Annotated in this window: 21 protein-coding genes and 1 pseudogene; 21 read left to right on the forward strand and 1 reads right to left on the reverse strand. The window is 70.3% G+C overall.

All coding sequences use genetic code 11. From position 1 onward, the window contains the following. Positions 1-10 precede the first annotated feature (10 nt). From AB0F72_RS23750 to AB0F72_RS23850, 21 genes and pseudogenes are all read left to right on the forward strand, one after another. Positions 11-1,495, forward strand: a complete 1,485-nt coding sequence (locus AB0F72_RS23750) for a UDP-N-acetylmuramoyl-L-alanyl-D-glutamate--2,6-diaminopimelate ligase (protein WP_360435344.1) — start codon at positions 11-13, stop codon at positions 1,493-1,495. Continuing rightward, entirely contained in the window at positions 1,492-2,868 is a 1,377-nt protein-coding gene (gene murF / locus AB0F72_RS23755) for a UDP-N-acetylmuramoyl-tripeptide--D-alanyl-D-alanine ligase (protein ID WP_360435143.1), read from the forward strand. Before AB0F72_RS23750 ends, murF begins: the two co-directional genes overlap by 4 nt. Then, the gene (gene mraY / locus AB0F72_RS23760) at positions 2,865-3,980 is read left to right on the forward strand and encodes a phospho-N-acetylmuramoyl-pentapeptide-transferase (RefSeq protein ID WP_360435145.1); all 1,116 of its coding nucleotides are present in this window, start codon (positions 2,865-2,867) and stop codon (positions 3,978-3,980) included. Before murF ends, mraY begins: the two co-directional genes overlap by 4 nt. A gap of 286 nt (positions 3,981-4,266) precedes the next feature. Then, positions 4,267-5,658 carry a putative peptidoglycan glycosyltransferase FtsW gene (locus AB0F72_RS23765; protein WP_360435147.1) on the forward strand — a complete coding sequence of 464 codons (1,392 nt, stop codon included), beginning with the start codon at positions 4,267-4,269 and terminating at the stop codon, positions 5,656-5,658. Then, positions 5,658-6,761 (forward strand): undecaprenyldiphospho-muramoylpentapeptide beta-N-acetylglucosaminyltransferase, encoded by a 1,104-nt coding sequence (gene murG, locus AB0F72_RS23770; RefSeq protein WP_360435149.1) that lies wholly within the window; start codon positions 5,658-5,660, stop codon positions 6,759-6,761. Before AB0F72_RS23765 ends, murG begins: the two co-directional genes overlap by 1 nt. 34 nt (positions 6,762-6,795) lie before the next feature. Continuing rightward, a complete protein-coding gene (gene murC / locus AB0F72_RS23775; protein WP_360435151.1) occupies positions 6,796-8,232 on the forward strand; it encodes a UDP-N-acetylmuramate--L-alanine ligase in 1,437 nt (478 codons plus the stop codon). 2 nt (positions 8,233-8,234) lie between these two features. Then, positions 8,235-9,002, forward strand: coding sequence for an FtsQ-type POTRA domain-containing protein (locus AB0F72_RS23780; protein WP_360435153.1), 768 nt, complete (start codon positions 8,235-8,237; stop codon positions 9,000-9,002). 299 nt (positions 9,003-9,301) lie between these two features. Further along, positions 9,302-10,423 carry a cell division protein FtsZ gene (gene ftsZ, locus AB0F72_RS23785; protein WP_360435155.1) on the forward strand — a complete coding sequence of 374 codons (1,122 nt, stop codon included), beginning with the start codon at positions 9,302-9,304 and terminating at the stop codon, positions 10,421-10,423. Between the two features lie 9 nt (positions 10,424-10,432). Then, positions 10,433-11,143: a YggS family pyridoxal phosphate-dependent enzyme gene (locus tag AB0F72_RS23790; RefSeq protein WP_360435157.1), complete on the forward strand. Its 711-nt coding sequence runs from the start codon at positions 10,433-10,435 to the stop codon at positions 11,141-11,143. A 193-nt stretch (positions 11,144-11,336) separates the two neighbouring features. Next, on the forward strand, positions 11,337-12,065 hold the full coding sequence (locus tag AB0F72_RS23795) for a cell division protein SepF (RefSeq protein WP_360435159.1): 729 nt from the start codon (positions 11,337-11,339) through the stop codon (positions 12,063-12,065). A gap of 23 nt (positions 12,066-12,088) precedes the next feature. Continuing rightward, a complete protein-coding gene (locus AB0F72_RS23800; protein WP_014441646.1) occupies positions 12,089-12,394 on the forward strand; it encodes a YggT family protein in 306 nt (101 codons plus the stop codon). Between the two features lie 43 nt (positions 12,395-12,437). Beyond that, the gene (locus AB0F72_RS23805) at positions 12,438-13,250 is read left to right on the forward strand and encodes a DivIVA domain-containing protein (RefSeq protein WP_360435162.1); all 813 of its coding nucleotides are present in this window, start codon (positions 12,438-12,440) and stop codon (positions 13,248-13,250) included. Positions 13,251-14,305: 1,055 nt separating this feature from the next. Continuing rightward, a pseudogene (locus AB0F72_RS23810) lies at positions 14,306-14,542 on the forward strand (hypothetical protein); the annotation flags it as partial. A 148-nt stretch (positions 14,543-14,690) separates the two neighbouring features. Next, positions 14,691-15,002 (forward strand): DUF167 domain-containing protein, encoded by a 312-nt coding sequence (locus AB0F72_RS23815; protein WP_360435164.1) that lies wholly within the window; start codon positions 14,691-14,693, stop codon positions 15,000-15,002. A gap of 308 nt (positions 15,003-15,310) precedes the next feature. Next, positions 15,311-15,724, forward strand: a complete 414-nt coding sequence (locus tag AB0F72_RS23820; protein ID WP_360435166.1) for a TraR/DksA family transcriptional regulator — start codon at positions 15,311-15,313, stop codon at positions 15,722-15,724. Next, on the forward strand, positions 15,697-16,290 hold the full coding sequence (gene lspA / locus AB0F72_RS23825) for a signal peptidase II (protein WP_360435168.1): 594 nt from the start codon (positions 15,697-15,699) through the stop codon (positions 16,288-16,290). The genes AB0F72_RS23820 and lspA overlap by 28 nt, the downstream gene beginning before the upstream one ends. Continuing rightward, complete coding sequence (locus AB0F72_RS23830; protein WP_360435170.1) at positions 16,287-17,216, forward strand: RluA family pseudouridine synthase; 930 nt, start codon at positions 16,287-16,289, stop codon at positions 17,214-17,216. The genes lspA and AB0F72_RS23830 overlap by 4 nt, the downstream gene beginning before the upstream one ends. A gap of 82 nt (positions 17,217-17,298) precedes the next feature. Next, positions 17,299-18,261, forward strand: coding sequence for a hypothetical protein (locus AB0F72_RS23835; protein WP_360435172.1), 963 nt, complete (start codon positions 17,299-17,301; stop codon positions 18,259-18,261). 249 nt (positions 18,262-18,510) lie between these two features. Then, positions 18,511-20,121: an AAA family ATPase gene (locus AB0F72_RS23840; RefSeq protein ID WP_360435174.1), complete on the forward strand. Its 1,611-nt coding sequence runs from the start codon at positions 18,511-18,513 to the stop codon at positions 20,119-20,121. A 33-nt stretch (positions 20,122-20,154) separates the two neighbouring features. Further along, the gene (gene dnaE, locus AB0F72_RS23845; RefSeq protein WP_360435176.1) at positions 20,155-23,688 is read left to right on the forward strand and encodes a DNA polymerase III subunit alpha; all 3,534 of its coding nucleotides are present in this window, start codon (positions 20,155-20,157) and stop codon (positions 23,686-23,688) included. 41 nt (positions 23,689-23,729) lie between these two features. Then, a complete protein-coding gene (locus tag AB0F72_RS23850; protein ID WP_360435178.1) occupies positions 23,730-24,431 on the forward strand; it encodes a hypothetical protein in 702 nt (233 codons plus the stop codon). Here AB0F72_RS23850 and AB0F72_RS23855 read toward each other — a convergent pair. Continuing rightward, positions 24,363-25,070, reverse strand: a complete 708-nt coding sequence (locus tag AB0F72_RS23855; protein ID WP_360435180.1) for an LON peptidase substrate-binding domain-containing protein — start codon at positions 25,068-25,070, stop codon at positions 24,363-24,365. The genes AB0F72_RS23850 and AB0F72_RS23855 overlap by 69 nt on opposite strands. Positions 25,071-25,108: the final 38 nt, after the last annotated feature.

Below are 25,108 nucleotides of genomic sequence, written 5' to 3' on the forward strand. Positions count from 1 at the left end.
TCCCCGACCCATGAACGTCGCGCCGTACCCGTTGAGGCAGCTCGCTGAGTTGCTGAGCACGGAACCGGCGGGCGCTGACATCGATGTCACTGGGGTCACTCACAGTAGTGGGGCGGTACGCCCCGGCGACCTGTACGCGGCTCTGCCCGGTGCGAACCGGCACGGCGCGGAGTTCATCGCGGCGGCGGTTGAGGCCGGCGCCGTGGCAGTGCTGACCAACCCGGCGGGCCGGCAGGCGGCGGTCGACGCCGGGCTGCCGGTGCTCGTCGTCGACGACCCGCGGGCGGTGCTCGGCGCGGTCTCGGCAGCGATCTACGGTGAGCCGTCGCGGCGGCTCACCATGATCGGCATAACCGGCACCGCCGGCAAGACCTCCACGTCGTACCTCGTGGAAGCGGGGCTGCGGGCGGCCGGGCTCGTCACCGGGCTGGTCGGGACCGTGGAGACGCGGATCGGCGACGTCGTGGTGAAGAGCGTGCGGACCACGCCGGAGGCCACCGACCTGCAGGCGATCCTCGCCGCGGGGGTGGAGCGTGGGGTGTCCGCCGTCGTCATGGAGGTGTCCAGCCACGCTCTCGTGATGGGGCGGGCGGACGGGATCCGGTTCGCGGCGGCGGGTTATACGAACTTCGGGCAGGATCACCTCGACTTCCACCCGACGTCCGAGGAGTATTTCGAGGCCAAAGCCCGGCTTTTCGACGGTAGGTCGGCGGTTGAAGTACTGAATCGCGATGACGACGCAGTTATGCGCTTAAATCGGGAAAAATCGGTCACTTACTCGGCCAGCGGTGATCAGCGGGCGACCTGGTGGGCGTCCGATGTCCGGCCGTCCGACTTCGGGCAGACCTTCACCGCCCACGGGCCGGACGGGATCACCGTCGAGACCGGCGTCGCCCTTCCCGGCCTGCACAACGTCGCGAACGCGCTGCTGGCGCTCGCCGTCCTGGTCGGCGCGGGCATCGACGCGACGGTGGCCGGCCGGGGCATCGCCGCGTGCAAGGGCGTGCCCGGCCGTCTCGAGCAGGTCGACGCGCCCGGCGAGATCCTCGGCGTGGTGGACTACGCGCACAAGCCGAACGCGATCGTCGCCGCCCTCGCCGCGCTCCGCGAGCTCGCCACCGGTCGTGGCGGCCGGCTGATCTGCGTGATCGGCGCCGGCGGCGACCGGGACAAGGGCAAGCGGCCGCTGATGGGTGACGCCGCGGCGCACGGCGCGGACCTGGTGATCGTCACCGACGACAACCCGCGCACCGAGGATCCCGGCGTCATCCGGGCCGCCGTCCGCCAGGGCGCCGAGCAGGCCGCGGCGCCTGCCAAGGTGATCGAGGTGGCCGGCCGGCGCGCGGCGATCGGCGAGGCGGTCCGGCTGGCCTCGGCCGGTGACGTCATCGCCGTCCTCGGCAAGGGCAACGAGCAGGGCCAGGAGGTGAACGGCGAGGTGCTGCCGTTCGACGACCGTATCGAGTTGGCCGCCGCGTTGGGAGAGCGTTCATGATCCCTCTGACTCTGGGCGAGATCGCCTCGATCACCGGTGGGCGGCTGGTCAACGCCGCGCCGGACGTCACGGTGACCGGCGGGGTGGAGTACGACTCCCGCAAGGTGGGACCGGGCGGGCTCTTCGTCGCGTTCGACGGGGAGAAGGTCGATGGGCATTCGTACGCTGCTGGGGTGATCGCCGGCGGCGCCGCTGGGCTGCTCGGGACGAAGGACGTCGGGGTGCCCTCGGTGCTCGTCGAGGACCAGTTGGCGGCGCTGGCGGCCCTGGCAGCCCACGTCGTGAAAAATCTCGACAAGCTGACTGTCGTCGGACTTACCGGGTCTTCCGGTAAAACGACGACGAAGGATTACATCGGGCAGCTGCTGTCGCGGCTCGGGCCCACCGTGGCCCCGGCCGGCTCGCTCAACAACGAGCTCGGCTTTCCCTACACCGTTCTGCAGGCCACGCCGGAGACCCGCTTCCTGGTGCTGGAGATGGGCGCCCGGGGCGTCGGGCACATCCGCTACCTGACCGAGATCGCCCGTCCGAGCATCGGTGTCGTGCTCAACGTGGGCGCGGCGCACATCGGCGAGTTCGGGTCGGTCGAGGGCACGGCGCTCGCCAAGGGTGAGCTGGTGGAGTCTCTGCCGGCCGACGGCGTCGCGGTGCTCAACGCCGACGACCCGCTGGTGTCCGCGATGGCGTCCCGGACATCCGCGCGCGTCGTGCTCACCGGCGAGAACACCGCCGACGTGCAGGCGGCCGAGGTGCGGCTGGACCCGGCCGGCCGGGCGTCGTACCTGTTGCGAGCCGGCGGGAAGTCGGGGCACGTCGCGCTCGGGGTGGTCGGGCGGCACCAGGTCGCCAACACCCTCGCGGCCGCCGCCGTGGCACTCGCCGCCGGCATGGACTTCGACGAGCTCACGATCGCGCTCGGCGAGGTCGGTATCGTCTCCGGCAGGCGCATGGACGTCTTCCAGAACCCGGCCGGCGTGACGGTGATCGACGACTCGTACAACGCCAACCCGTCCTCCACCGCGGCGGCGCTGCGCGCGCTGGCGTCGATGGGTGACGGCCGGCGCACCACGGCGGTCCTCGGCTACATGGCCGAACTGGGCGAGCACGAGATCTCCGGGCACGCCGAGGTCGGCCGTCTCGCCGCCGAGCTGAACATCGACCGCCTGATCGTGGTGGCCGACAACGCCCGCCCCATCCTGGACGGCGCCGCCGCGCTGGCGGACAAGCATCTCGCCGCCGACCAGGCCGAAGCCATCGCCATTCTGAAACAGGACCTGCGCGCCGACGACGTCGTGCTGGTCAAGGGTTCCCGGTACCGCACATGGGACGTCGCCGACTGGCTGCGCCGTCCCGAGGAGGTTCAGCCCACGTGAGGGCAGTCATCGTCGCGGCCGCGGTCGCCTTTCTCATCTCGCTGTTCGGCACCCCGATCGCGATCCGGGTCTTCTCGGCGCTCAAGGCCGGACAGCCGATCCGTACCATCGGCCCGCAGACCCACCTGGGCAAGCGGGGCACCCCCACGATGGGCGGCGTGGCGTTCATCCTCGCCACGGTCTTCGCGTACGTGGCCGGCCACCTGGCGCTGACCACCCTGCCGGACCGGCAGATCGCGCAGGAGAAGCCGACCATGACCGCGCTGGTCCTGCTCGGCCTCTTCGTCTTCTGCGGCGCCGTCGGCTTCCTCGACGACTTCCTGAAGGTCCGGAAGAAGAACTCGGACGGTCTCAGCGCCAAGGGCAAGCTCCTCGGTCAGCTGATCATCGGCACCGGCTTCGGTATCGCGGCGCTCTACTTCAAGAGCACCAACGGCCAGACCGTGGCGAGCGAGAAGATCTCCTTCATCCGCGACGTGAGCTGGCTGGACGTCGGCAAGGTCGGCTCGGTCATGGTCTTCGTCTTCGTCATCATGGCGATGTCGAACGGCGTGAACCTCACCGACGGCCTCGACGGCCTGGCGACCGGCGCGTCGATCCTGGTGCTGGGCGCGTACTCGCTGATCGGCTTCTGGCAGTACCGCCACTGGTGCGGCGACGACGACTACCGCACCACCAGCGCGCTCACCGAACAGCACTGCTATCAAGTGCGAGATCCGCTGGAAATCGCGATGATCGCGGCAGCCGCGGCAGCGGCGTGCGTCGGCTTCCTCTGGTGGAACACCAACCCGGCCCGGATCTTCATGGGCGACACCGGAGCACTGGCCCTCGGCGGCCTGATCGGCGGCCTCGCGGTGGCCACCCGGACGACGCTGCTGTCGGTCATCATCGGCGGCCTCTTCGTCATCATCACGATGTCGGTGGTCATCCAGATCATCTCGTTCAAGACAACCGGTAAGCGGGTCTTCCGGATGTCCCCGCTGCAGCACCACTTCGAGCTGGCGGGCTGGTCCGAGGTCAACATCGTGGTCCGCTTCTGGATCATCGCCGGGATCTGCGCGGCGATCGGCCTGGGGCTGTTCTACAGCGACCACTTGGCGGTCATGGGCTGACCGCCGCTCGGCCCCTGCCGCGATCTTGTGCCGCTGTGCAAAGACGTCCGTGCGTTGGCAAGTAGCCAAGATCGCGGCACTGGGGTGGGGGTGACGGGGCGCCGGGGCCGGCGGCGGGTCGCGCCGGCGGGAGGGGCCGTCAGGTGTCCGGGGGGCGGGGACGGCTCGGATGTGGTTGGCAGGGGCCTTCGGCCGTACCTGATGAAGGGTTGAGGGTGAGAGAGTCGGCGGGCGACACGCCGGGGGGTGAAGGGGTGGTTCGTGGACATCCGGCGATGATGGGGTTATGGCGGACGACCGTATGCAAAAGGACCGCCCGTCGCTGAGCCGGCAGCTGCTGCCCGCGGTGCACGGGCTGCTGGCGCGACCGCTCTCGTCCTACTACCTGCTGATCGCGAGTTCCGGGCTGCTGCTGCTGATCGGGCTCACCATGGTGTTCTCGGCGACCAGCGTGGAGGCCTACGCGAAGAACGGGAACGCGTTCGCGGAGATCTCGAGTCAGGCGGTCTACGCGCTGCTGGGGCTCGTCGCGTTCTGGGTGTGCCAGCGGCTGCCGGCGCAGACGCTGCGGACGCTCGGGAAATACATCATGGGCATCGCGATCGTGCTGCTGGCGCTGCTGGCGGTGCTGCACGCGCTCAAGTCGGCCAAGATCGGGTCGGGGCAGCTGGGTCCGATCAAGTCGGACCTGAACTGGTTGTACTTCGGGCCGGTCAGCCTGCAGCCGGGTGAGTTCGCCAAGGTCGGCATGGTGCTCTGGGGCGCCGACGTGATCGCCGGCAAGGGGCCGAAACTGGCGCACTGGCGTGAGCTCGCGATGCCGCTCTTCCCGGTGGTGGGCCTGCTGTTCGTGCTCGTCGGTTACAACGACCTGGGCACCATGCTGGTGCTGCTCGCGCTGATCGTGGGCCTGCTCTGGGCGGCCGGGGTGCGGATGCGGTTCTTCGCGGCGCTCGGCGTGCTGGGACTCGCGGGCGTCGGTCTGCTGATCGCGGCGGCGTCGCGGGGCGCGGGCTCCGGCGCGGTGGGTGAGTCGAACTACCGGCTGGAGCGGCTCACCAGCTTCCTCACGCCGCTCAGCGAGTGTGACATCGACAAGGCCTGCTACCAGATCATCCAGGGGCGCTCGGCGATCTTCGAGGGCGGCTGGTTCGGCGTCGGCCTCGGCAAGGGCGCGCTGAAGTGGGGCTGGGTGCCGGAGGCCGAGAACGACTTCATCTTCTCGATCGTGGCCGAGGAGCTCGGCGTGGTCGGCTGCACCGTGGTGCTGGTGCTGCTGGCCGTGCTGACCTACACGGGTTTCCGGATCGCGCGGCGGTCCAGCGACCCGTTCCGGCGTCTCGCCGCTTCCGCGATCACCACGTGGCTGGTCGCCCAGGCTGTGATCAACATGGGCGGGGTGGTCGGGCTGCTGCCGATCACCGGCCTTCCGCTACCGTTCATCTCCGCAGGTGGCACCGCTCTCGTGGTGACGATGGCGGCGGTCGGCATGCTCGCGTCGTTCGCTCGCGCGGAGCCGGATGCGGCGCGAGCGCTGAACGCCCGTCCGACCCCGAGATGGGTACGACTAGTGTGGGCCCCGCTGCCGCCGCTTCCCCCGCCGCGGCGGCCGGGAACGCCGCGTCCGCCGGCCCAGAAAAAAGGTCCCGTGGGTGTGGGGGACGGAAGGAGACGGTGATGAGCCAGCTGCGGTCGGTCGTGCTCGCCGGAGGAGGCACCGGTGGTCACATCTATCCGCTGCTCGCCTTCGCCGACGCATTGCGGCGCCATTTCCCGCAGATCCGGATCACGACGCTGGGCAGCCCGAAGGGCATGGAGAACCAGCTCATCCCGGCGGCCGGGTACGACCTGCGGGTGATCCCGGCGTTCCAGCTGCCCCGGGCGCTCAACCTGGACCTGCTGCGCACGCCGGACCGGATGTACAAGTCGGCGCACGCGGCCGGTGAGATCATCGAAGAGGTGCAGGCCGAGGTGGTGGTCGGCTTCGGCGGCTACGTGTCGGTCCCGGCCTACCTCGCGGCCTGGCGCCGGGAGCTGCCGATCGTGATCCACGAGGTGAACGTGCCGGCGGGTGTCGCGAACCGGATGGGCATGAAGTTCACCAAGCGGGTCGCGGTGGGTTTCCCGCACCAGCTGGAGCAGGCCGAGTCGCTGCGCAACGCCCGGCTCGTCGGCGTTCCGCTGCGCACCGGCATCACGCACATGGACCGGCCGGCGCTGCGCCCGCAGGCCCTGTACCACTTCGGGCTCCGCCCGGACCTGCCGGTGCTCTTCGTCTCCGGTGGCTCGTCCGGGGCGCGGACCATCAACCTGGCGGTCGCCGCGGCCGCGAAACGGCTCGCGCACGCCGGCATTCAGGTGCTGCACGTGCAGGGTGGCCGCAACGACCCGTTCGAGGTGCCGAACGACCTGCCGGTCCCGTACGTGGTGGTGCCGTACCTCTCCGAGATGGAGCTCGGTTACGCGGCCGCGGATCTGATGCTCTGCCGGGGCGGGGCGATCACGGTGGCGGAGACCACGGCGCTCGGTATGCCGGCGATCTACGTGCCGTACCCGTTCAGCAACCAGGAGCAGCGCCGCAACGCGCTGCCCGTGGTGGAGTCCGGCGGCGGCCTGCTGGTGGACAACAGCGAGCTGACCCCGGACTGGATCGAACGCAACATCATCCCGCTGGCCCGGGACCGGCAGCGGCTCGGCCAGATGGGCGCGGCGGCGGCACAGTACGGGCGGCGGGACGGCGACGAGGCGCTGCTGCGCTACGTCCTCGAAGCGGTGAGCTGATGCTTTTTCTGGAGTTCGTCGAGGGAGTGGATCTGTGAACACGGCGGAGCTGACGCCGGCCGGTGAGTTGACCGCCGAGGACCTGGGCAGTGTGCATCTGATCGGCATCGGCGGGGTCGGCATGGCCGGCCTGGCCCGCCTGCTGCTGACCCGGGGCGTTCCGGTCTCCGGCAGCGAGCTGCGGGAGTGGCCGGCTCTGGCGGCGCTGCGGGCGCTCGGCGGCACCGTGCACATGTCGCACGTGGAGTCGAACCTGGACGGTGTCGACACGGTCGTCTACTCGACCGCGATTCCGTACGAGCACATCGAGCTCGCCGAGGCGCGCCGCCGTGGCCTGCGGGTCCTGCACCGCTCCGAGGCGCTCGCGGCGGCCATGACGAACCGGCAGAGCATCGCGATCGCCGGCACCCACGGCAAGACCACCACCACCTCGATCATGACGGTGATCCTGCAGCACACCGGGCAGGACCCGTCGTTCGTGATCGGCGGCGAGATCTCCGCGGCCGGCGCGGCCGGGCACCACGGCACCGGGCCGCACTTCGTGGTCGAGGCCGACGAGAGCGACAAGTCGTTCCTGATCTACCGGCCGCATGTCGCGATCATCACGAACATCGAGGGTGATCATCTCAACAACTGGGGCGACCTGGACTCGCTGAAGGCGGGCTTCCTGGAGTTCGGCTCCCTCGCCGACGGCTTCGTGGTGACCTGCGCGGACGGGCCGGGCACCGAGGAGCTGATCGCCGGGCTCCGGGCCAACGGCAAGACCGTTTACACGTACGGCGAGTCGGAGGGCGCCGACCTGCGGATCAGCGACATCGTCTCGTCGACGAGCGGTGTGCGCTACCAGGCGTCGCTGGACGGCAAGCCGCTCGGCGAGATCAAGCTGGCGCTGCCCGGCAAGCACATGGGGCTGAACAGCGCGGCGACCGTGCTGACCGCCCTGAAACTGGGCCTGCCGCTGGACAAGGTGATCGAGGCCCTGGAGTCGTTCCCGGGTGTCCGCCGGCGGTTCGAGCGCAAGGGCATCGCCGCCGGGGTGCGGGTCTACGACGAGTACGCGTACCACCCGACCTCGGTGAAGGCGGCCCTGCGGACGCTGCGCGAGGTGGCCGGCGACGGGCGGCTGCTGGTGGTCTTCCAGCCGTACCGGGTGTACCGCACCCGTGACCTGCAGGCCGAGCTCGCCGAGGGCCTCGCGGTCGCCGACGAGGTGATCTGCATGGAGGTGTTCGGCCCGGGGGAGACCCGCGGGCCGGGCGAGGGCGGCCGGGCGCTGACCGCCGCGATCGACCTGCCGGAGGACCGCAAGGTCTTCGTGCCGGACTGGGACGACGTGCCGGCCGAGGTGGTGCGCCGCAGCCGCCCCGGCGACGTGGTGGTGACGATGGGCGCGCCGCCGATCTCGCTGATGGGTGACGAGTTGCTGGCCGCGCTCGCCGAGGCGGACCAGCTGCCGGACCCGGCCCGCTGACCGTGGCCGGCGCAGGCTCGCGGAACTGGCGGCTGGTCCGGGCCGACCCGGACGCCGTGCCGCCGTCGGCTCGCCGGTTCATGGCCCGGGCCCGGCAGCGCAAGCTGCGGGCCGCGATGCCGTGGCTGATCGCCGCCGGCGTGCTGCTGGTCGCCGGGCTCCTGGTCTGGCTGGTCTACGGCACCTCGGTGCTCGGTGTGCGCACCGTCGAGGTGGTCGGCGCCGAGTTGCTCAGCCAGGAGCAGGTGCGCGCGGCCGCCGCGATCCCGCCGGACCGGCCGCTGGCCCGGGTCGACCTGAGCGCCGCCGGCGCCCGGGTCCGCGGTCTGCCGGCCGTGGACCGGGTGGTGGTCAGCCGGAGCTGGCCGTCGACCGTGGTGATCGAGGTGGTGGAGCGGTCCGCTGTCGCGGCGGTGCCGGCCCGGCAGGGCTTCATCCTGATCGACGACGACGGTGTGCCGTTCCGGGCGGTCGCCGAGCAGCCGGCCGGGCTGCCGCTGGCCCGCCTCGCGAAACCCGGTCCGCTGGACGAGAACACCGAGTCGGCGCTGACCGTGCTGGAGTCGCTCAGTGACGAACTTCGCAAACAAGTCGTCGCGGTGGCCGTCCCCTCGCCGGTGAAGATCCGGTTGGAGTTGCGGAAGGGTCGTGTCGTCATCTGGGGCGACGACACCAAGAGCGACGAGAAGAGCAAGGTGGCGACCGAGCTGCTGGGCCAGAAGGGCGACGAGATCGACGTGAGCGCCCCGACGGTCGTGACTATTCGGTAAATACACGATTTAAACGGACAAGCGGTGCAAACGTAATAAACCGACTAAGGTTACGGGTGAGTCGGATACTCGCCACGTAAGCGGCGGGCGACACGCCGCTCGGGGTCTTTGGTCGCAGCAGATGTATTGCTTACGTTGCGTCGAGAGGTTCGAGTAGTTGACATAACTCTAAACCTCTAGTAGAGGGTGAGGGTTTCCTCGCCCTCCCTTGTACGGCAGCGGATGGCGAAGTGCGGAATTTCGAAGGACCGCAGGGGCCGTCGACATTCGCCCACCCTGGAAGGGAAGGCTGGACACCGATGACACCTCCACACAACTACCTTGCGGTCATCAAGGTCGTCGGCATCGGCGGCGGTGGCGTGAACGCAGTGAACCGCATGATCGAGGTTGGGCTCAAGGGCGTTGAGTTCATCGCGATCAACACCGATGCCCAGGCGCTGCTGATGAGCGACGCCGACGTGAAGCTCGACGTCGGCCGGGAACTGACGCGCGGCCTCGGCGCGGGCGCGCAGCCCGAGGTCGGCAAGAACGCCGCCGAGGACCACCGGGACGAGATCGAAGAGGTGCTCAAGGGCGCCGACATGGTCTTCGTCACCTGCGGCGAGGGCGGCGGCACCGGCACCGGTGGCGCTCCGGTCGTGGCGAACATCGCCCGCAAGCTCGGCGCGCTCACCATCGGCGTGGTCACCCGCCCGTTCTCGTTCGAGGGCAAGCGGCGTCAGGTCCAGGCCGAGGCCGGCATCGACGAGCTGCGCAACCAGTGCGACACGCTGATCGTGATCCCGAACGACCGGCTGCTCGCGCTCGGCGACCGCGGGATCAGCATGATGGACGCGTTCCGTCAGGCCGACCAGGTCCTGCTCTCCGGTGTGCAGGGCATCACCGACCTGATCACCACGCCGGGTCTGATCAACCTGGACTTCGCGGACGTGAAGAGCGTCATGAGCAACGCCGGCAGCGCGCTCATGGGCATCGGCAGCGCGCGCGGCGACAACCGTGCGGTCGAGGCGGCCGAGCGGGCCATCTCCAGCCCGCTGCTGGAGCAGAGCATGGACGGCGCGCGCGGCGTGCTGCTCTCCATCGCCGGCGGTTCGGACCTCGGCCTGTTCGAGATCAACGACGCGGCGCAGCTGGTCACCGACGCGGCCCACCCGGACGCCAACATCATCTTCGGTGCGGTGATCGACGACGCGCTCGGCGACGAGGTGCGGGTCACCGTGATCGCCGCGGGCTTCGACGGGGGAACGCCCTCGTACAAGCCGGCCGAGCCGGTGCGCAAGGTGGTGCCGCAGCCCACCACGCCGCCGGTCAGCACGCCGGTGACCCCGCCGCCGGTCCAGCCGGCCGCGACCACGCCGCCGCCGCGCCGGGTGCTCTTCGACGACGTGGACGTGCCGGACTTCCTGAAGAACGGCTCCTGAGCACTGCTGATGGAACATGATGGAGGGCGGCGGGCTGAGCTCGCCGCCAATCTTGTCGAGGTACGAGGCCGGATCGCGCGGGCCTGTGAGGCCGCCGGCCGGCCGGTGGAGAGCGTCATCCTGACCGCTGTGACGAAGACGTACCCGGCGAGCGACGTGGTGCTGCTCGCCGGGCTCGGCGTCACCGACGTCGGGGAGAACAAGGATCAGGAAGCGGCCGCCAAGGCGGCCGCGGTGTCCGCCGAGGGCGTGCGGCCGCGCTGGCACTTCGTCGGCCAGTTGCAGCGCAACAAGGCGAAGTCGGTGATCAGGTACGCCGACGTGGTCGAGTCGGTCGACTCGGAGCGGCTGGCCGTCGCATTGGGACGGGCCGCCGAGGACCGCGAGATCCCGCTCGACGTGTTGATCCAGATCAGCATCGACGGCGACCCGGCGCGCGGCGGCGTGGTTGAAGATGATCTTTGGCGGGTATCCGACACGGTGACCTCATCGGACGGTCTCCGGCTCGCCGGCGTCATGGCTGTGGCGCCGCTGGGCTGGGACCCGGATCGCGCGTTCGAGCGGCTTGCCGTCCTGGCAGGGCGTTTGAGGGAACGGCATCCGGGCGCCACGACGGTCTCCGCGGGCATGAGCGGGGATCTCGAGGCGGCCGTCCGGCACGGTGCGACACACGTACGGATCGGTACATCTTTACTCGGGATGCGAAACTCGCTGCGGTAGCCTTGCGCCGGGCAGCAAACTACACAGGTGTTGTTTTGCGCGACGGATTCCCATCACGGTGGCCGCCGCGTCCGACGACGCAGCGTCGCGGCGAGTCGTGGGTCCGAATCGGATCCGTGTGTTCGGCTCGCACAAGGGGGGACGCGGCACGCCAAGGGGGCGCGGGCCGCACAGCGGACACGGAGGTGGGGGCATGAGCGCGTTGCGTAAGGCCGGCGTCTGGCTCGGCCTCGTCGAGGAAGACGACGAGCGCGGGTATGACGACCGCGGCTACCGGGAGAGCTCCTACCGTGACCGCGACCGTGACCGGGATCGTGACCGCGGGCGCGAGCGTGACCGGGAGCGCTACTCCAGCGATCGGTACGCCGACGAGTTCGCCGAGGACGAGGACGAGGACGAGCGCGCCGTTCCCCGCGCGCGGTCCGACCGCAGCCGGCTCGACCGGCTCTCCGCCGCCCGCGCCGACCTGGACCGGGAGGAGAGCGAGCGCCTCGATCGGGCGAGCGTGCGTTCCATCACCCGTCCGCAGCCGGCGCCGGAGCAGAGCAACGCCATGAGCTACTCGACCCGGGAGAACCTGGCGCTCAAGCCGCAGCCGCAGGTTCAGCCCCAGGTCCAGCCGCGTCCGGTGGAGGAGGAGCAGCGTTACCAGATCACCACGCTGCACCCCACCACGTACCGGGAGGCCCGCACGATCGGCGAGCATTTCCGCGACGGTGTGCCGGTAATCATCAATCTCACCGAGATGGATGAATCCGACGCCCGCCGGCTCGTCGACTTCGCCGCCGGGCTGGCGTTTGGCCTGCGGGGTACGATCGAGCGCGTGACCAACCGGGTTTTCCTGCTCTCACCGGCGAATGTCCAGGTCACCGCGGAGGACAAGGCCAAAATCGCTGAGGGCGGCTTCTTCACTCAGAGTTGACCCGAACGAGGGATCCGCCGAACGTGCTGTCGATCGTGTTCCAGATTCTCTATGTCGTGCTGTACCTCCTCTACATGGTGCTGCTGGCCAGGTTCGTGCTGGGTGCGGTGCTCCAGTACGGACGGCGCTGGCAGCCCAGCCGGGGTGCCTCGGCCGGACTCGAATCGGTGTGGAGCGTCACGGATCCGCCCCTTAAGGCGTTGAGGCGTGTGATCCCACCGCTGCGCATTGGTAACGTGAGTTTGGACCTGGCTTCCATCGTGCTGCTGGTTATCCTGTTCGTGCTCATGGAGTTCGTGCTACGTCCACTGATCATCAGTTACAGCTAGACAGCAGCCCCAACCGCGGCCGCGACTGACCCGAGGAGTTTCGATGCCGCTGACCCCGGCCGACGTTCATAACGTCGCCTTCAAGAAGCCCCCGATCGGCAAGCGGGGGTATGACGAGGAGGAGGTCGACGCTTTCCTTGACGAGGTGGAGCGCGAACTCGCCCGTCTGATCGAGGAGAACAACGAGCTGCGCGCCCAGGTGGAGCGCGGCGGCCGGGGTGGCGCACCAGCCGTCCCGGGTGCCGACCCCCGCCTCGCGGCCGAGCTCAACGACCTGAAAGCCCAGCTCGACCGGGTGCAGCGGGACAAGTCGGCGGCCGAGCAGGCCGCGCGTCAGATGCAGGCCGAGCTGGAGCAGCTCCGCGCGCAGGGCCCCGGCCCCGGCGCCGGCCCGAGCGCCGCCGACGGCGAGCAGCAGGCGCTGCGGGTGCTGATGATGGCCCAGCGCACGGCTGACGACCACGTGGCGGACGCCCGCCGCGAGGCCGACAAGCTCCTCTCCGACGCCCGTTCCAAGGCCGAAGAGGTCACCCGTGAGGCCCGGGCCAAGGCCGACGCCCTCGAGCGCGACGCGCGTCAGCGGCACCAGGAGGCCATGGGCGGCCTGGACGCCAAGCGGACCGCGCTGCAGAAGCACATCGAGGAGCTGAAGCAGTTCGAGCGGGAGTACCGCACCCGGCTGAAGGCGTACCTGGAGAGCCAGCTGCGTGACCTGGACGGTCGTGGTCAGGGCCTGGAGGCCGAGCTGACCAGGGCCGATGCCAGCCGCGCGGTGGGCGGTTCCGGCGGCCTCGCCGCTGCGGGCCTCGCCGGTTCGTACGGCGGCCGGACCAACTCCATCGAATCGGGTCGCTGACCGGCAACCCCCGGCACCGCGATCGAGAAACCGTACCGCGACGAGGATGAGCCATGATCGTTGCTAGTCTCCTGCTCATCCCCGTCGCGGTGGTGTTTCTCGCGCTCGGTCTGATCAACGGATCGAGCAACCTGCTCATAGCCTCGATCGTGGTCAGCCTGCTGGTCTCGGCCGCACTGGTTCTCGGTGCGCGCCAGGCCGCGGCTCGCCGCAGCGCGGCACAGGAGTCCCGGGAACGCTTCTCCGAGGCCCCGCCTCGTAGCCGGCGCCCGGAACCGGAGACGCCGCAGTACACGGACTCCGCCGAGTACACGGACTCCGCCGGGTACGCCGAGTCCGCCCAGTATGCCGACTCTGCCCAGTACGCCGAGTCCGCCCAGTACGCCGAGTCCGCTCAGTACGCCGGGGGCGAGGACTCCTACGCCGGAAATTCTGCCTCGCCCGGGACGGCGTTCGCAGCCGAATCCGACTTCGCCGATCAGGTTGGCGCCGCGGCGCCCGCCGACCGGTTGCCGGCCGATGACGACCCGGACCTGACCGATATGTCGGATGCGGACCGGGCCCGGTGGGCCGGGGAGCGGGACTCGGCGGAGCATTTCGCGGCGGAGCGCGGTGGTGTTTCGTCCCCTGCCGCAGACTATGCCGAATCTGACTCGGCCCCTGAATTCGATGCTTCCCGAGCCGAGCCGGCCGGCGCGGACTACGACCATGCCTCCTCCACGATCGGCGCCTCCCGCGCGCCGGAGTCCGAGGATCCGTCCTGGCGCCGCCCGGCCGAGACGGCACAGGCCGCAGACGCGGGACGTGCTGACGATGCTCCGCGGGGTCCGGACGGCACCCGGGGCCCGGATGCCACGCTGGATCCGGATGCCGCGCTGGGTCCGGATGCCGACCGCGGTTCGGCTGCCGGGCTGGGCCCGGACGCTGCCCGTGGCTCGGCCGCCGGGATGGGCTCGGCTGCTGGGATGGGCTCGGATGCCGCGTTCGGCCCGGATGGCGTGCCGGCGGGGGACGCCGCCGCCGACGAGTTCGGCGAGCCGGATGACGACGACCCGGACGACGAGCCGCTGCCGCAGTCGGTGCGGCCGGCCGACGCGGTCCTGGTGGCCCGGCTCGACGCCGAAGTGCTGGTGGTCGACGGCCGTCCGCGCTATCACCTGGCGGACTGCCCGCACCTGGTCGGCCGGCTGACCGAGCCGCTGCCGGCGAACGAGGCGGTCGAGCTCGGTTTCAGCCCGTGCGGCCTGTGCCGGCCGGTGGACCGGCTGGTCGCCGCGGTCGCCCGGCATTGAGCCCGGCATCGAGTCGCCGCGGTCGCCCGGTATCGAGCCCGGCATTGAGCCGCCGCGACCGCCTGGCACTGAGTCGCCGTGACCCGGCATCGAGCCGCCGCGACCGCCTGGCATCGAGCCGCCGCGACCGCCCGGCATCGAGCTCGCAGTGAGCCGCGGCAACCGCCCGGTGAGCAGCTCGGGGGATTCCGTCGCGGTGCGGGTGCGGCCCGGCGCGGGGCGGAACCGGGTCGGTGGGCGGTATGACGGCCCGCACGGCCCCGCCCTGATCGTCGCGGTCAGCGCGCCCGCCGTCGACGGCCGGGCCACCGAAGCCGTCCGCCGAGCCCTCGCCGACGCGCTCGGTGTCCGTCCCGCCGAGGTGGAACTGCGGATCGGCGCGACCAGCCGGGACAAGGTGTTCACCGTCACCGCCGCGGACCGGGATTGGGAGCAGCGTCTTACCGCGCTCCTTCAATAACTGTTGGTAAGTGCCGGATCACCATCGGTGTATCGTCAGTTATCCGACGACCTCCTGACTCGTTTCAGCCGGTTTGTCGCCAAGCGGGTGGGATGGTGGGTTGTCGGGGCACCTCACCTTCCGTATCCTTGCCACCCTCACGCGTGCGCGGCTGTTTCTTGCCGCGCCGTTTGTGCAGGTGGGGGAAGATCACGGCCGGGGATCCGTCCCGGGAGCACGGGAACAGACCAGGGGACCCGCGGGGACGAAACCGCGCGGATCCCGGAGACCGCTGTCGCCGCGCGCCGAGCGCGGCCGAGGGAGCGACGATGGCCAAGGCAACCGAAGTCCGGTCCGGTTCGTCCGCTGCGGAGCGGAGCCGCAGCGCGGCGGAGACCGAGGAGATCCGGCAGGCTCTGGTCGCGCGGCTCACCGAGCTGCAGGCCGAGTACGATCAGTCGCTCAGCGAGATCACCGAGTTGCAGCGCGAGCGGCTCGCCGACTCGGCCGGGGACGACCAGGCCGACACCGGCACCAAGACGTTCGAGCGGGAGCAGGAGATCACGCTGGCCAACAACCTGCTCGAGCGGATCACACAGGTGGAACGCGCCATCGATCGGCTCGGGTCGGGCAATTACGGTTGGTGTGAGAAGTGCGGTAACCAGATTCCGGTCGAGCGGCTGGCGGCGTTCCCGTCCGCGACGCTCTGTGTCTCATGCAAGCAGTTGGAGGAACGACGCTGAACGCCGATGAGCCGGCGACCGTGAAACCGCGGTTCGCCCCCCGCGCCGTGGCCGTGCTGGCCGCGACAGCTGTGATCGCCGTCGCGGTCGACCAGTGGGTCAAGCACCTCTCCACCGAGAACCTGGAACCGGGCGAGCCGGTCCGGATCCTCGGTGGGCTGGTCTATCTGTCGCTGTTCCGCAACGGCGGCGCGGCGTTCAGCCTGGGTAGCGACTACACCTGGGTCTTCCCGCTGATCACGCTCGTCGTGGTCGGCTGGATCGGCTGGATGGCGAGCCGCCTGCGGTCGCTGCCCTGGGCGATCGCGCTCGGCCTGGTGCTGGGTGGCGCGCTGGGCAATCTCGGCGACCGGCTGTTCCGGGCACCGAGCTTCCTGCACGGCCACGTGGTGGACATGATCAGCGTGTTCGGGCCGAACGGGCAGTACTTCGCGATCTTCAACATCGCCGACAGCTGCCTGAGCGTCGGCGTGGTGCTTGCGGTCCTGCTGGAACTGACCGGCAGGCAACGGGACGGCAGCCGGGTCAGCGTCAAGAAGAAGAGCACCGAGGAGAAGACGGCATGAGTGGGCAGCGATCTCTGCCGGTGCCGGACGGCCTGCACGGCATGCGCCTGGACCAGGCGGTCTCCCGTCTCTTCGGGCTGTCACGCACGGCGGCGGCCGATCTGGTCGAGGCCGGTGACGCGCTGGTCGACGGCGTGGCCCGGGCGAAATCCGAGAAAGTGAACGCCGGCTCCTGGCTGGAGGTCACGCTTCCCGCGCCGGCCGCCGCCCCGGTCGTGGTGGCCGAGCCGGTGCACGGGATGAAAATCATCTACAGCGACGACGACATCGTCGTGGTGGACAAGCCGGTCGGTGTCGCGGCGCACCCGAGCCCGGGCTGGACCGGACCGACCGTGATCGGCGGGCTGGCCGCGATGGGCCAGAACGTGGCGACCACCGGTGCGGCCGAGCGGCAGGGCGTTGTGCACCGGCTCGACGTCGGCACCACCGGGCTGATGGCGGTCGCGAAGACCGAGCTGGCCTACACGGCGCTGAAGCGGGCGTTCAAGGAGCGCGAGGTGGAGAAGCGGTACCACGCCGTGGTCCAGGGGCACCTGGATCCGCTGCGCGGCACCGTCGACGCCCCGATCGACCGGCACCCGAGCTCGGACTGGAAGTTCGCGGTGATGTCCGGCGGCAAGCCGAGCGTCACTCATTACGACACCCTGGAAGCGTTCCGGTCGGCCAGCCTGGTCGACGTGCGGCTGGAGACCGGCCGTACCCATCAGATCCGGGTGCACTTCTCCGCGCTGCGGCACCCGTGCGTGGGCGACCTGACCTACGGCGCCGACCCCACCCTGGCAGCCCGGCTGAAACTGGACCGTCAGTGGTTGCACGCCCGCGAACTGGCATTTCTTCATCCCCGGACGCACGATGAGGTCCGTTTCGTCAGCGACTACCCTGACGACCTGAAATACGCGCTGGACGTCCTGGAGGACGGCAGCTGAAGATCGGGAGTGCAGCGTGGGCCCCGCGTATCGTCTGCGGGCGCTCCTCAGGTTCGGGAGCGGCTCGCTCCGGTCAGTGATCATGGCCGGTGTGGCGCTGGCCGCTATCGTGACCATGATCTCGACGATGATCCTGGCGGACCGTGAGCTGCCCAGCGGCGAGGTCTCCGGCGAGGTGGTCCGGGTGGGCGTGGTCGAGGGCCAGTCGGTCGACGGTTACCTGGACGCCGCGCGGCACGAGGTGGCGGCCCTGCCCGGGGCGGCGGAGACCTGGGCGCTGGTGTCGCTGCGGTCCTACGCCGCGCCCGGCCTGCTGCCCGCGCTGCTGGCCGGCGCGACGGTCGCCCAGGTCTACGTGCGGGTGCCGCTCGCGGACGCCCGCACTCCGATCACCCGGATCCCGGTGCGCCGGCTGCCCGGTGACGTGATCGACGGGATGCTCGCCGCGGCGGTCGCCCGCGATCAGGAGCAGGCCGAGTACGAGCAGCTCAGTCGCGCGCTGACCGGCGACGGCCACAACGAGCAACGGCTGCGGGCCGCGTACCGGACGGCCGCGCATACCGCGGCGGAGGAGGCGGCCGCCTATCGGGCCGGCTGCGACTGTGTCTTCGCCGCGGTGGTGCGGGCCGCCCCGGCCGTGCTGAGCGGCCTGGCCGGGACCCCGGTGGTCCGGGCCGTCGATCCGGCGCCGGAGGTGCGGGAATTGGAGCGTACGGAGTTCCGCCCGCCCCTGCCCGAGGAGACCGGAACCGCCTCGGCGCAGCCGTCGTCGCCGTCCTCCGCGCAGCCGTCGGCGTCACCCTCCGCGCAGCCGTCGGCACCCGTCCTGCCTTCCGCGTCGCCGGCCGTTGCCGAGACCACACCCGCGCCGATACCGTCGTCCGTCGTGGACCCTGTGACATCCGCCTCACCCGAAAGTTCGGCTGCCGCCCCGCCGGTGTCCGTACTCCCCTCCGCGGGTGAGCGTGCCGTACCCTCGGCGGCGGACGCGAGTCCTGTTCGCGACGGGTTGATCGCTGTTCGGGACGGTGGGGAAACCCTCTGAAGGAGCATCCACCGGCCGCTCCGGACGTTAGGTTTTCCGACTGCGAAACGTTCGGCCGGATGCACGTGCACGACCAGCGTGCCGCTATGTGATCAAGATTGACCGCGAGATGGGCGGTCGGCCGGTGGCCCGAATAGGGTTCTCGTCCGTAGCCTGTCAGTCGGGCGGGAACATCGCCCATCCGGTGAGAACTTCGCCGTGGACCATCGCCGAGGATTGACCATCGGGTAGGCGCAGAGAGGACGAGCCGTGGACGGGACCGAGACCGGCTGGGGCCGGCCTGCGGAACCAGCCCCGCGCTGGCGGGCGCTGCTCGACCGGGCTCGGCATGGCAGCCGCAGTGACGAGCCGGAGGAGACTCCGCAGCAGCAGGAACCGCCGGCGCAGCAGTCGCCGTGGGGTCAGCAGCCGCCGGGGCGGGCCGCTGCCGGAGTGGAGCGGCGGCCGTTCAACCCGCTCGACCCGCGTGCCGAGCGTTCCGAGCGGCAGGGTCTCGACCGCCGTGCTCCGGAGCCGCCGGCCGAGCCGCGCCAGGTGCCGCAGCGGCCGATCAACCCGCTCGACCCGCGCTGGCAGGCCCGGCGCGACCAGGAACAGCCGAGCAGCTTCTTCGAGCCGGGCGGGCGTGCCGCACCGCCGCCGGCTCAGACGCCGCCGCCGGCGCCGGCCCGGGATTACGGCGCGGCCGGTCAGGGGTACGCGGCGCCGGCTCGCGACTATCCGGCCGGTGGTTACGCGGCGCCCGCGAACGGCTATCCGCCGCCGCCGGCCAACGGCTATCCGCCGCCCGCTGCCGGCGGGTACTCGGGCACGGCGTACTCGCCGGCTCCACCCGTGACGCCTCCGCCGCCCGCGGTGCAGCCCCCGGCCGTGCCGGCGGGCGCCTACCCGCCGGCGCCGCCCGCTCCGGCGTACCCCCGCAATCCGGCCGCCCAGGGCCCGGTGGTGCCCCCGCAGGCCGCGCCGCGCATTCCCGCCGCGCAGCCGGCGCCGATCTCCCCGGCGGCCCCCGCGGCCGCCCGGATCGAGTGGCGGCAGACGCGCAGCGACGACGGCACGGACCGGGCCGCCGCGGTGCTGCGGCGCAAGCTCGGCAAGCCGCGGGTGCTGGCGTTCGCCAACCCGAAGGGCGGCGTCCACAAGACCACCGCGACAGTGCTCGCCGCGGCCACCGTCGGCAGTGTGCGCGGCCGGGGCGTGCTGGCCTGGGACGACAACGAGCTGCGCGGCACGCTCGGCCTGCGGGCCGGCAGCGCCCGGCACGCCCGGACGATAAAGCACCTGCTCGCCGACCTGATGCGGATCGAGAACCTGCACGGGGACGCGCTGCTGCAGGAGCTCGACGCCTACCTGCGGCACGCCTCCGACGGCTCCTACGACGTGCTCGCCGGCGAGGAGAACCCGCGGTTCGCCCAGCGGCTGGACCAGGCCACCGTGCGGCGCGTGATGGACCTGCTGCGGCGCACCCACGACGTCATCTGCGTGGACACCGGCAACAACGTGGAGAGCGTCAACTGGCAGACGGTGATGCGGACCGCCGACCAGCTGGTGATCACCACGGTGCCCCGGGAGGACGCGGCGTTCACCGCCGACTGGATGCTGGACGTGCTCGAGGAGAGCGGGATGGGCGACATGGTGGCCAACGCCGTGACGTTGATCTCCTGTCCGTCGCCGGGTCACCTGCCGCTGCTCGAGGATTTCAAGAGGCATTTCGCCACGCGGACCCGCGCGGTAGCGGTCGTGCCCTACGACCCGGCGCTGGAGGTCGGCTCCTCGATCGAGTACGGGGATCTGCAAGCCGACACCCGGCAGGCATGGCTTCGTGCGGCGGCGACCATGCTGGAGCCGTTCGCCGAGTAATATTCTGGGCCGTCGACTTACAGGGGGGTCCGGGTGTCCGACTCGTTCGTGCATCTTCATGTTCACACTGAGTATTCGATGCTCGACGGGGCCGCCCGGATCAAGGACCTTCTGGCGGAGGCGAAACGACTTGGCATGCCGGCCGCGGCGATCACCGACCACGGCAACATGCATGGCGCGTACGACTTCTACAAGCAGGCGAAAGCGGCCGACCTGATCCCGGTGATCGGTGTCGAGGCGTATGTCGCTCCGGAGTCCCGGCTGACCAAGAACCGGATCAAATGGGGTCGTCCAGAACAAAAGAGCGACGACATCTCCGGTAACGGTGCGTACACGCACATGACCATGTGGGCGCGGAACGCGGTCGGGCTGAAGAACCTGTTCCGGCTCAACTCGAGGGGCTCCATCGAGGGCCAGCTCGGCAAGTACCCGCGGATGGACTTCGACATCATCGCGGAGCACGCCGAGGGCATCATGGGCACCACCGGCTGCCCGTCCGGCGCCGTGCAGACCCGCCTGCGGCTGGGCCAGTTCGACGAGGCGCTCAAGTCCGCGGCGATGTACCAGGAGGCGCTCGGGAAGGACAACTACTTCCTGGAGATCATGGACCACGGTCTGTCGATCGAGAAGCGCGTCCGGGACGGCCTGCTGGAGATCGGCAAGAAGCTCGGCATAAAGCCGCTGGTGACCAACGACTCGCACTACGTCTACGAGTCCCAGTCCGAGGCGCACGACGTGCTGCTCTGCGTGCAGACCGGCAGCAACATCGCCGACCCGAACCGGTTCCGCTTCGACGGCAACGGCTACTTCGTGAAGTCCGCCGACCAGATGCGTGCGGTGGACTCCTCCGAGGCGTGGCAGGAGGGCTGCCGCAACACGCTGCTGGTGGCCGAGAAGGTGGACACCGACGGGATGTTCACGTTCAAGAACCTGATGCCCCGGTTCCCGATCCCGGACGGCTTCACCGAGGAGGAGTACTTCCGGCACACGGCCTTCGAGGGCCTGCGCCGGCGCTTCCCGGACGGGATCCCGGACACCCACGTCAAACAGGCGGAGTACGAGCTGGGCGTCATCATCCAGATGGGCTTCCCGGCGTACTTCCTGGTGGTCGCGGACTTCATCCAGTGGGCCAAGAACAACGGCATCGCGGTGGGACCGGGCCGTGGCTCGGCGGCCGGTTCGCTCGTCGCGTACGCGATGGGCATCACCGACCTGGACCCGCTGCCGCACGGCCTGATCTTCGAGCGGTTCCTCAACCCCGAGCGTGTCTCGATGCCCGATGTCGACATCGACTTCGACGAGCGCCGGCGCGGTGAGGTGATCCGGTACGTCACGGAGAAGTGGGGCGACGACAAGGTCGCCCAGATCGCCACGTTCGGAACGATCAAGGCGAAGGCTGCGATCAAGGACTCGGCCCGGGTTCTCGGGTACCCGTTCGCGGTCGGCGACAAGATCACCAAGGCCATGCCCCCGGACGTCATGGGCAAGGGCATCACGCTCGGCGGCATCTTCAACAAGGACGACAAGCGCTACAACGAGGCCGGTGAGATCCGCGGCCTGTACGAGACCGACCCGGACGTCAAGAAGGTCATCGACACCGCCCGCGGCATCGAGGGACTGATCCGGCAGACCGGTGTGCACGCCGCCGGCGTGATCATGTCGGCCGAGCCGATCATCGACCACATCCCGCTCATGCGCCGGGCCAGCGACGGCGTGATCATCACGCAGTTCGACTACCCGACCTGCGAGACGCTCGGCCTGCTGAAGATGGACTTCCTGGGCCTGCGGAACCTGACCATCCTCGACGACGCCGTGAAGAACATCGAGCTCAACCACGGCAACGGCCTGGACCTGCTCGCTCTGCCGCTGGACGACAAGGCGGCGTACGACCTGCTGGCCCGCGGTGACACGCTGGGCGTCTTCCAGCTCGACGGCGGCCCGATGCGGTCCCTGCTGCGGCTGATGAAACCGGACAACTTCGAGGACATCTCCGCGGTCCTGGCGCTGTACCGGCCCGGCCCGATGGGTGTCGACTCGCACACCAACTACGCGCTGCGCAAGAACAAGCTCCAGGAGATCACCCCGATCCACCCGGAGCTGGAGGAGCCGCTGCGGGAGATCCTGGAGCCGACCTACGGCCTGATCGTCTACCAGGAGCAGGTGCAGCGCGCCGCGCAGATCCTCGCCGGTTACACGCTCGGCCAGGCCGACCTGCTCCGCCGCGCCATGGGTAAGAAGAAGAAGGAGATCCTCGACAAGGAGTTCGTGCCGTTCCGCGACGGCTGCCGCGAGCACGGGTACTCCGACGAGGCGATCCAGGCGGTCTGGGACGTCCTGGTGCCGTTCGCCGGCTACGCGTTCAACAAGGCGCACTCCGCGGCGTACGGGCTGGTCTCCTACTGGACGGCGTACCTCAAGGCGCACTACCCGGCCGAGTACATGGCGGGCCTGCTGACCAGCGTCGGCGACGACAAGGACAAGATGGCGGTCTACCTGGCCGAGTGCCGGCGGATGGGCATCCAGGTGCTGCCGCCGGACGTGAACCAGTCCGCCGGGCCGTTCACCCCGGTCGGCACCGACATCCGGTTCGGCCTCGGCGCGGTCCGCAACGTCGGCGGCAACGTGGTGGAGGCGATCGCCCGCTGCCGCAAGGAGAAAGGCGACTACGCCGACTTCTACGACTTCCTCTCCAAGGTGGACGCGGTGGCCTGCAACAAGCGGACCATCGAATCGCTGATCAAGGCGGGCGCGTTCGACTCGATGGGACACAGCCGCAAGGGGCTGCTCGCCGTGCACGCCGAGGCGATCGACGCGTACGCGGACGTCAAGCGCAACGAGGCGGCCGGTCAGTTCGACCTGTTCGGCGCGTTCGGCGACACCGACAGCGGGGTCTCGTCGACGGTCGCGATGCCGGTGATCGGCGACTCCGAGTGGGACAAGCGCGACAAGCTCGCCTTCGAGCGCGAGATGCTCGGCCTCTACGTCTCCGACCATCCCCTCGCCGGCCTGGAGGTGCTGCTGCAGAACGCGGCGGACACCAGCATCGCGGCGCTCAACGAGGAGGGCTCGGTCCCGGACGGCCAGGTCGTCACGCTCGCCGGCATCCTCACCGGCGTGCAGCGCCGGATCACCAAGCAGGGCCGGGCCTGGGCCTCGGCCACCCTGGAGGACCTGGCCGGCGGCGTCGAGGCGCTGTTCTTCCCGAACACCTACGAGCTGGTCGGGCAGTACATCGCCGAGGACGCGATCGTGGTGGTCAAGGGCCGGGTGGACCGGCGCGACGACACCCCGCGGATCATGGCGATGGACATGTCCATCCCGGACATCACCAGCAACCCGGACAGCAAGCCGGTCACCCTGACCATGCCGATCACCCGGTGCACGCCGCCGCTCGTGGACGAGCTGAAAGAGATCCTGATCAGTCACCCCGGGGACACCGAGGTGCACGTCCACCTGCAGAACGGCAGCCGCACCACGGTGATGCGCCTCGGCGGGGTACGGGTCGCGCCGACCCCGGCGCTGCGGGCCGACCTCAAGATGATTCTCGGCCCGTCGGCCGTCGCCTGACCGTCGCCCGACGACCGGCGCTGATCTGGAAGGATCGTAGGGTGCAACCGAGTGACAGCGAACCGCCCTACGATCCCGGCGCGCCGCGGTGGCGCCCGTCGCCGTGGTGGCGGGTGCAGCGCGGCAGCCGCCGTCCGGTGCGGCGGACCCTGACCGTCACGGTCGTCACGTTCGCGGTGATCACCGCGCTCGGCGCGCCGCTCGGCCTGCTCTGGGCGTGGATCGCCCCGGGCGTGCCGGTGGTCGACGCCGGCGACAACGGGATCGTGGTCAACGACCCGTCACCCGAGCAGTACATCGCGGCCGACGGCTGGTTCACGCTGCTCGGTCTCGCGTTCGGGGTGCTCGCCGCGCTCGGCGCCTGGCTGCTGCTGCGCCGCGACCGCGGACCGTTCCTGCTGCTCGCGGTGGTCGCCGGGACGTTCCTCGCCGGGTACGGAGTGGCGCCCTGGATCGGCGAGATGATCGGCCGGGACGCGTACCAGCAGTGGCGTGCCACGGCGGCGCAGGGCGCCGGCTACCTCGCGCCGCCGGAGGTGCACTCGCTCGGCCCGACGCTGGTCCCGGCGTTCGCGGCGGCGATCGTGCTCACCCTGCTGGCCGGCTGGTCGAACGACCCGGATCTGGACCAGCCCGGCGCGCAGCCCGGTTACGGCCCGAACCACCCGCCGTACTCAGTTGGGGCTGGCGGGCCGAGCGAGATCGGAGAGCGGGACCGGGACAGCGCGGACCCGCGCCAGTAACCCCGACTCGCGGTTGAGCAGCCGCAGCTCGGTGCGCAGGCGGCTCGCCGTGTCCGGCGTGGCGAGCAGCAGCTGACGCTCCTCCACGGTCAGCTGCGCGGTCGCGGCGACCAGGTGGGACAGCACGGTCGGGTCGTCCGGCACCTGGTCCAGGATCTCGCTGTTCGGCCGCAGCAGCTCCAGGTACGCCCGGAACGCGGTCAGCACCCGCGGCGCCAGCAGGTGAGCGGACTCGTCCACCTGGTCCTCGTCGGCCAGCCAGCGGACCCGGGCGCACAGGTACGGCTCGGGGCCCTGCTCGACGCCGAGCACGGTGAACCGGCGGCGCCCGACAGTCATGATGTCGAACCGCCCGTCCGGCAACTCGGTGACGTGCCGCAGCTCGGCGGTGCAGCCCACCTCGTACATGTCCTCGGCCCGGACCGGGGGCGCCACCGCCGCCGGACCGTCGCCGGGGTCGGGCGCCACCTCGCTGCCGTGCCGGAGGGTGACCACGCCGAACTCGTGGGGCTCGTCCGCGGACTGGGCCACCAGCTCCCGGACGAGCGCGCGGTAGCGCTCCTCGAAGATGTGCAGGGGCAGCACCAGGCCGGGAAAGAGCACCGTGCTCAGCGGGAAGACCGGCAGCCGATCGCTCACGCGTTCAGCCTAGTCGCCGACCCTCCTTGGTCAACCCG

This window comes from Actinoplanes sp. NPDC023936 (assembly GCF_040639325.1).
GTDB lineage: Bacteria > Actinomycetota > Actinomycetes > Mycobacteriales > Micromonosporaceae > Actinoplanes.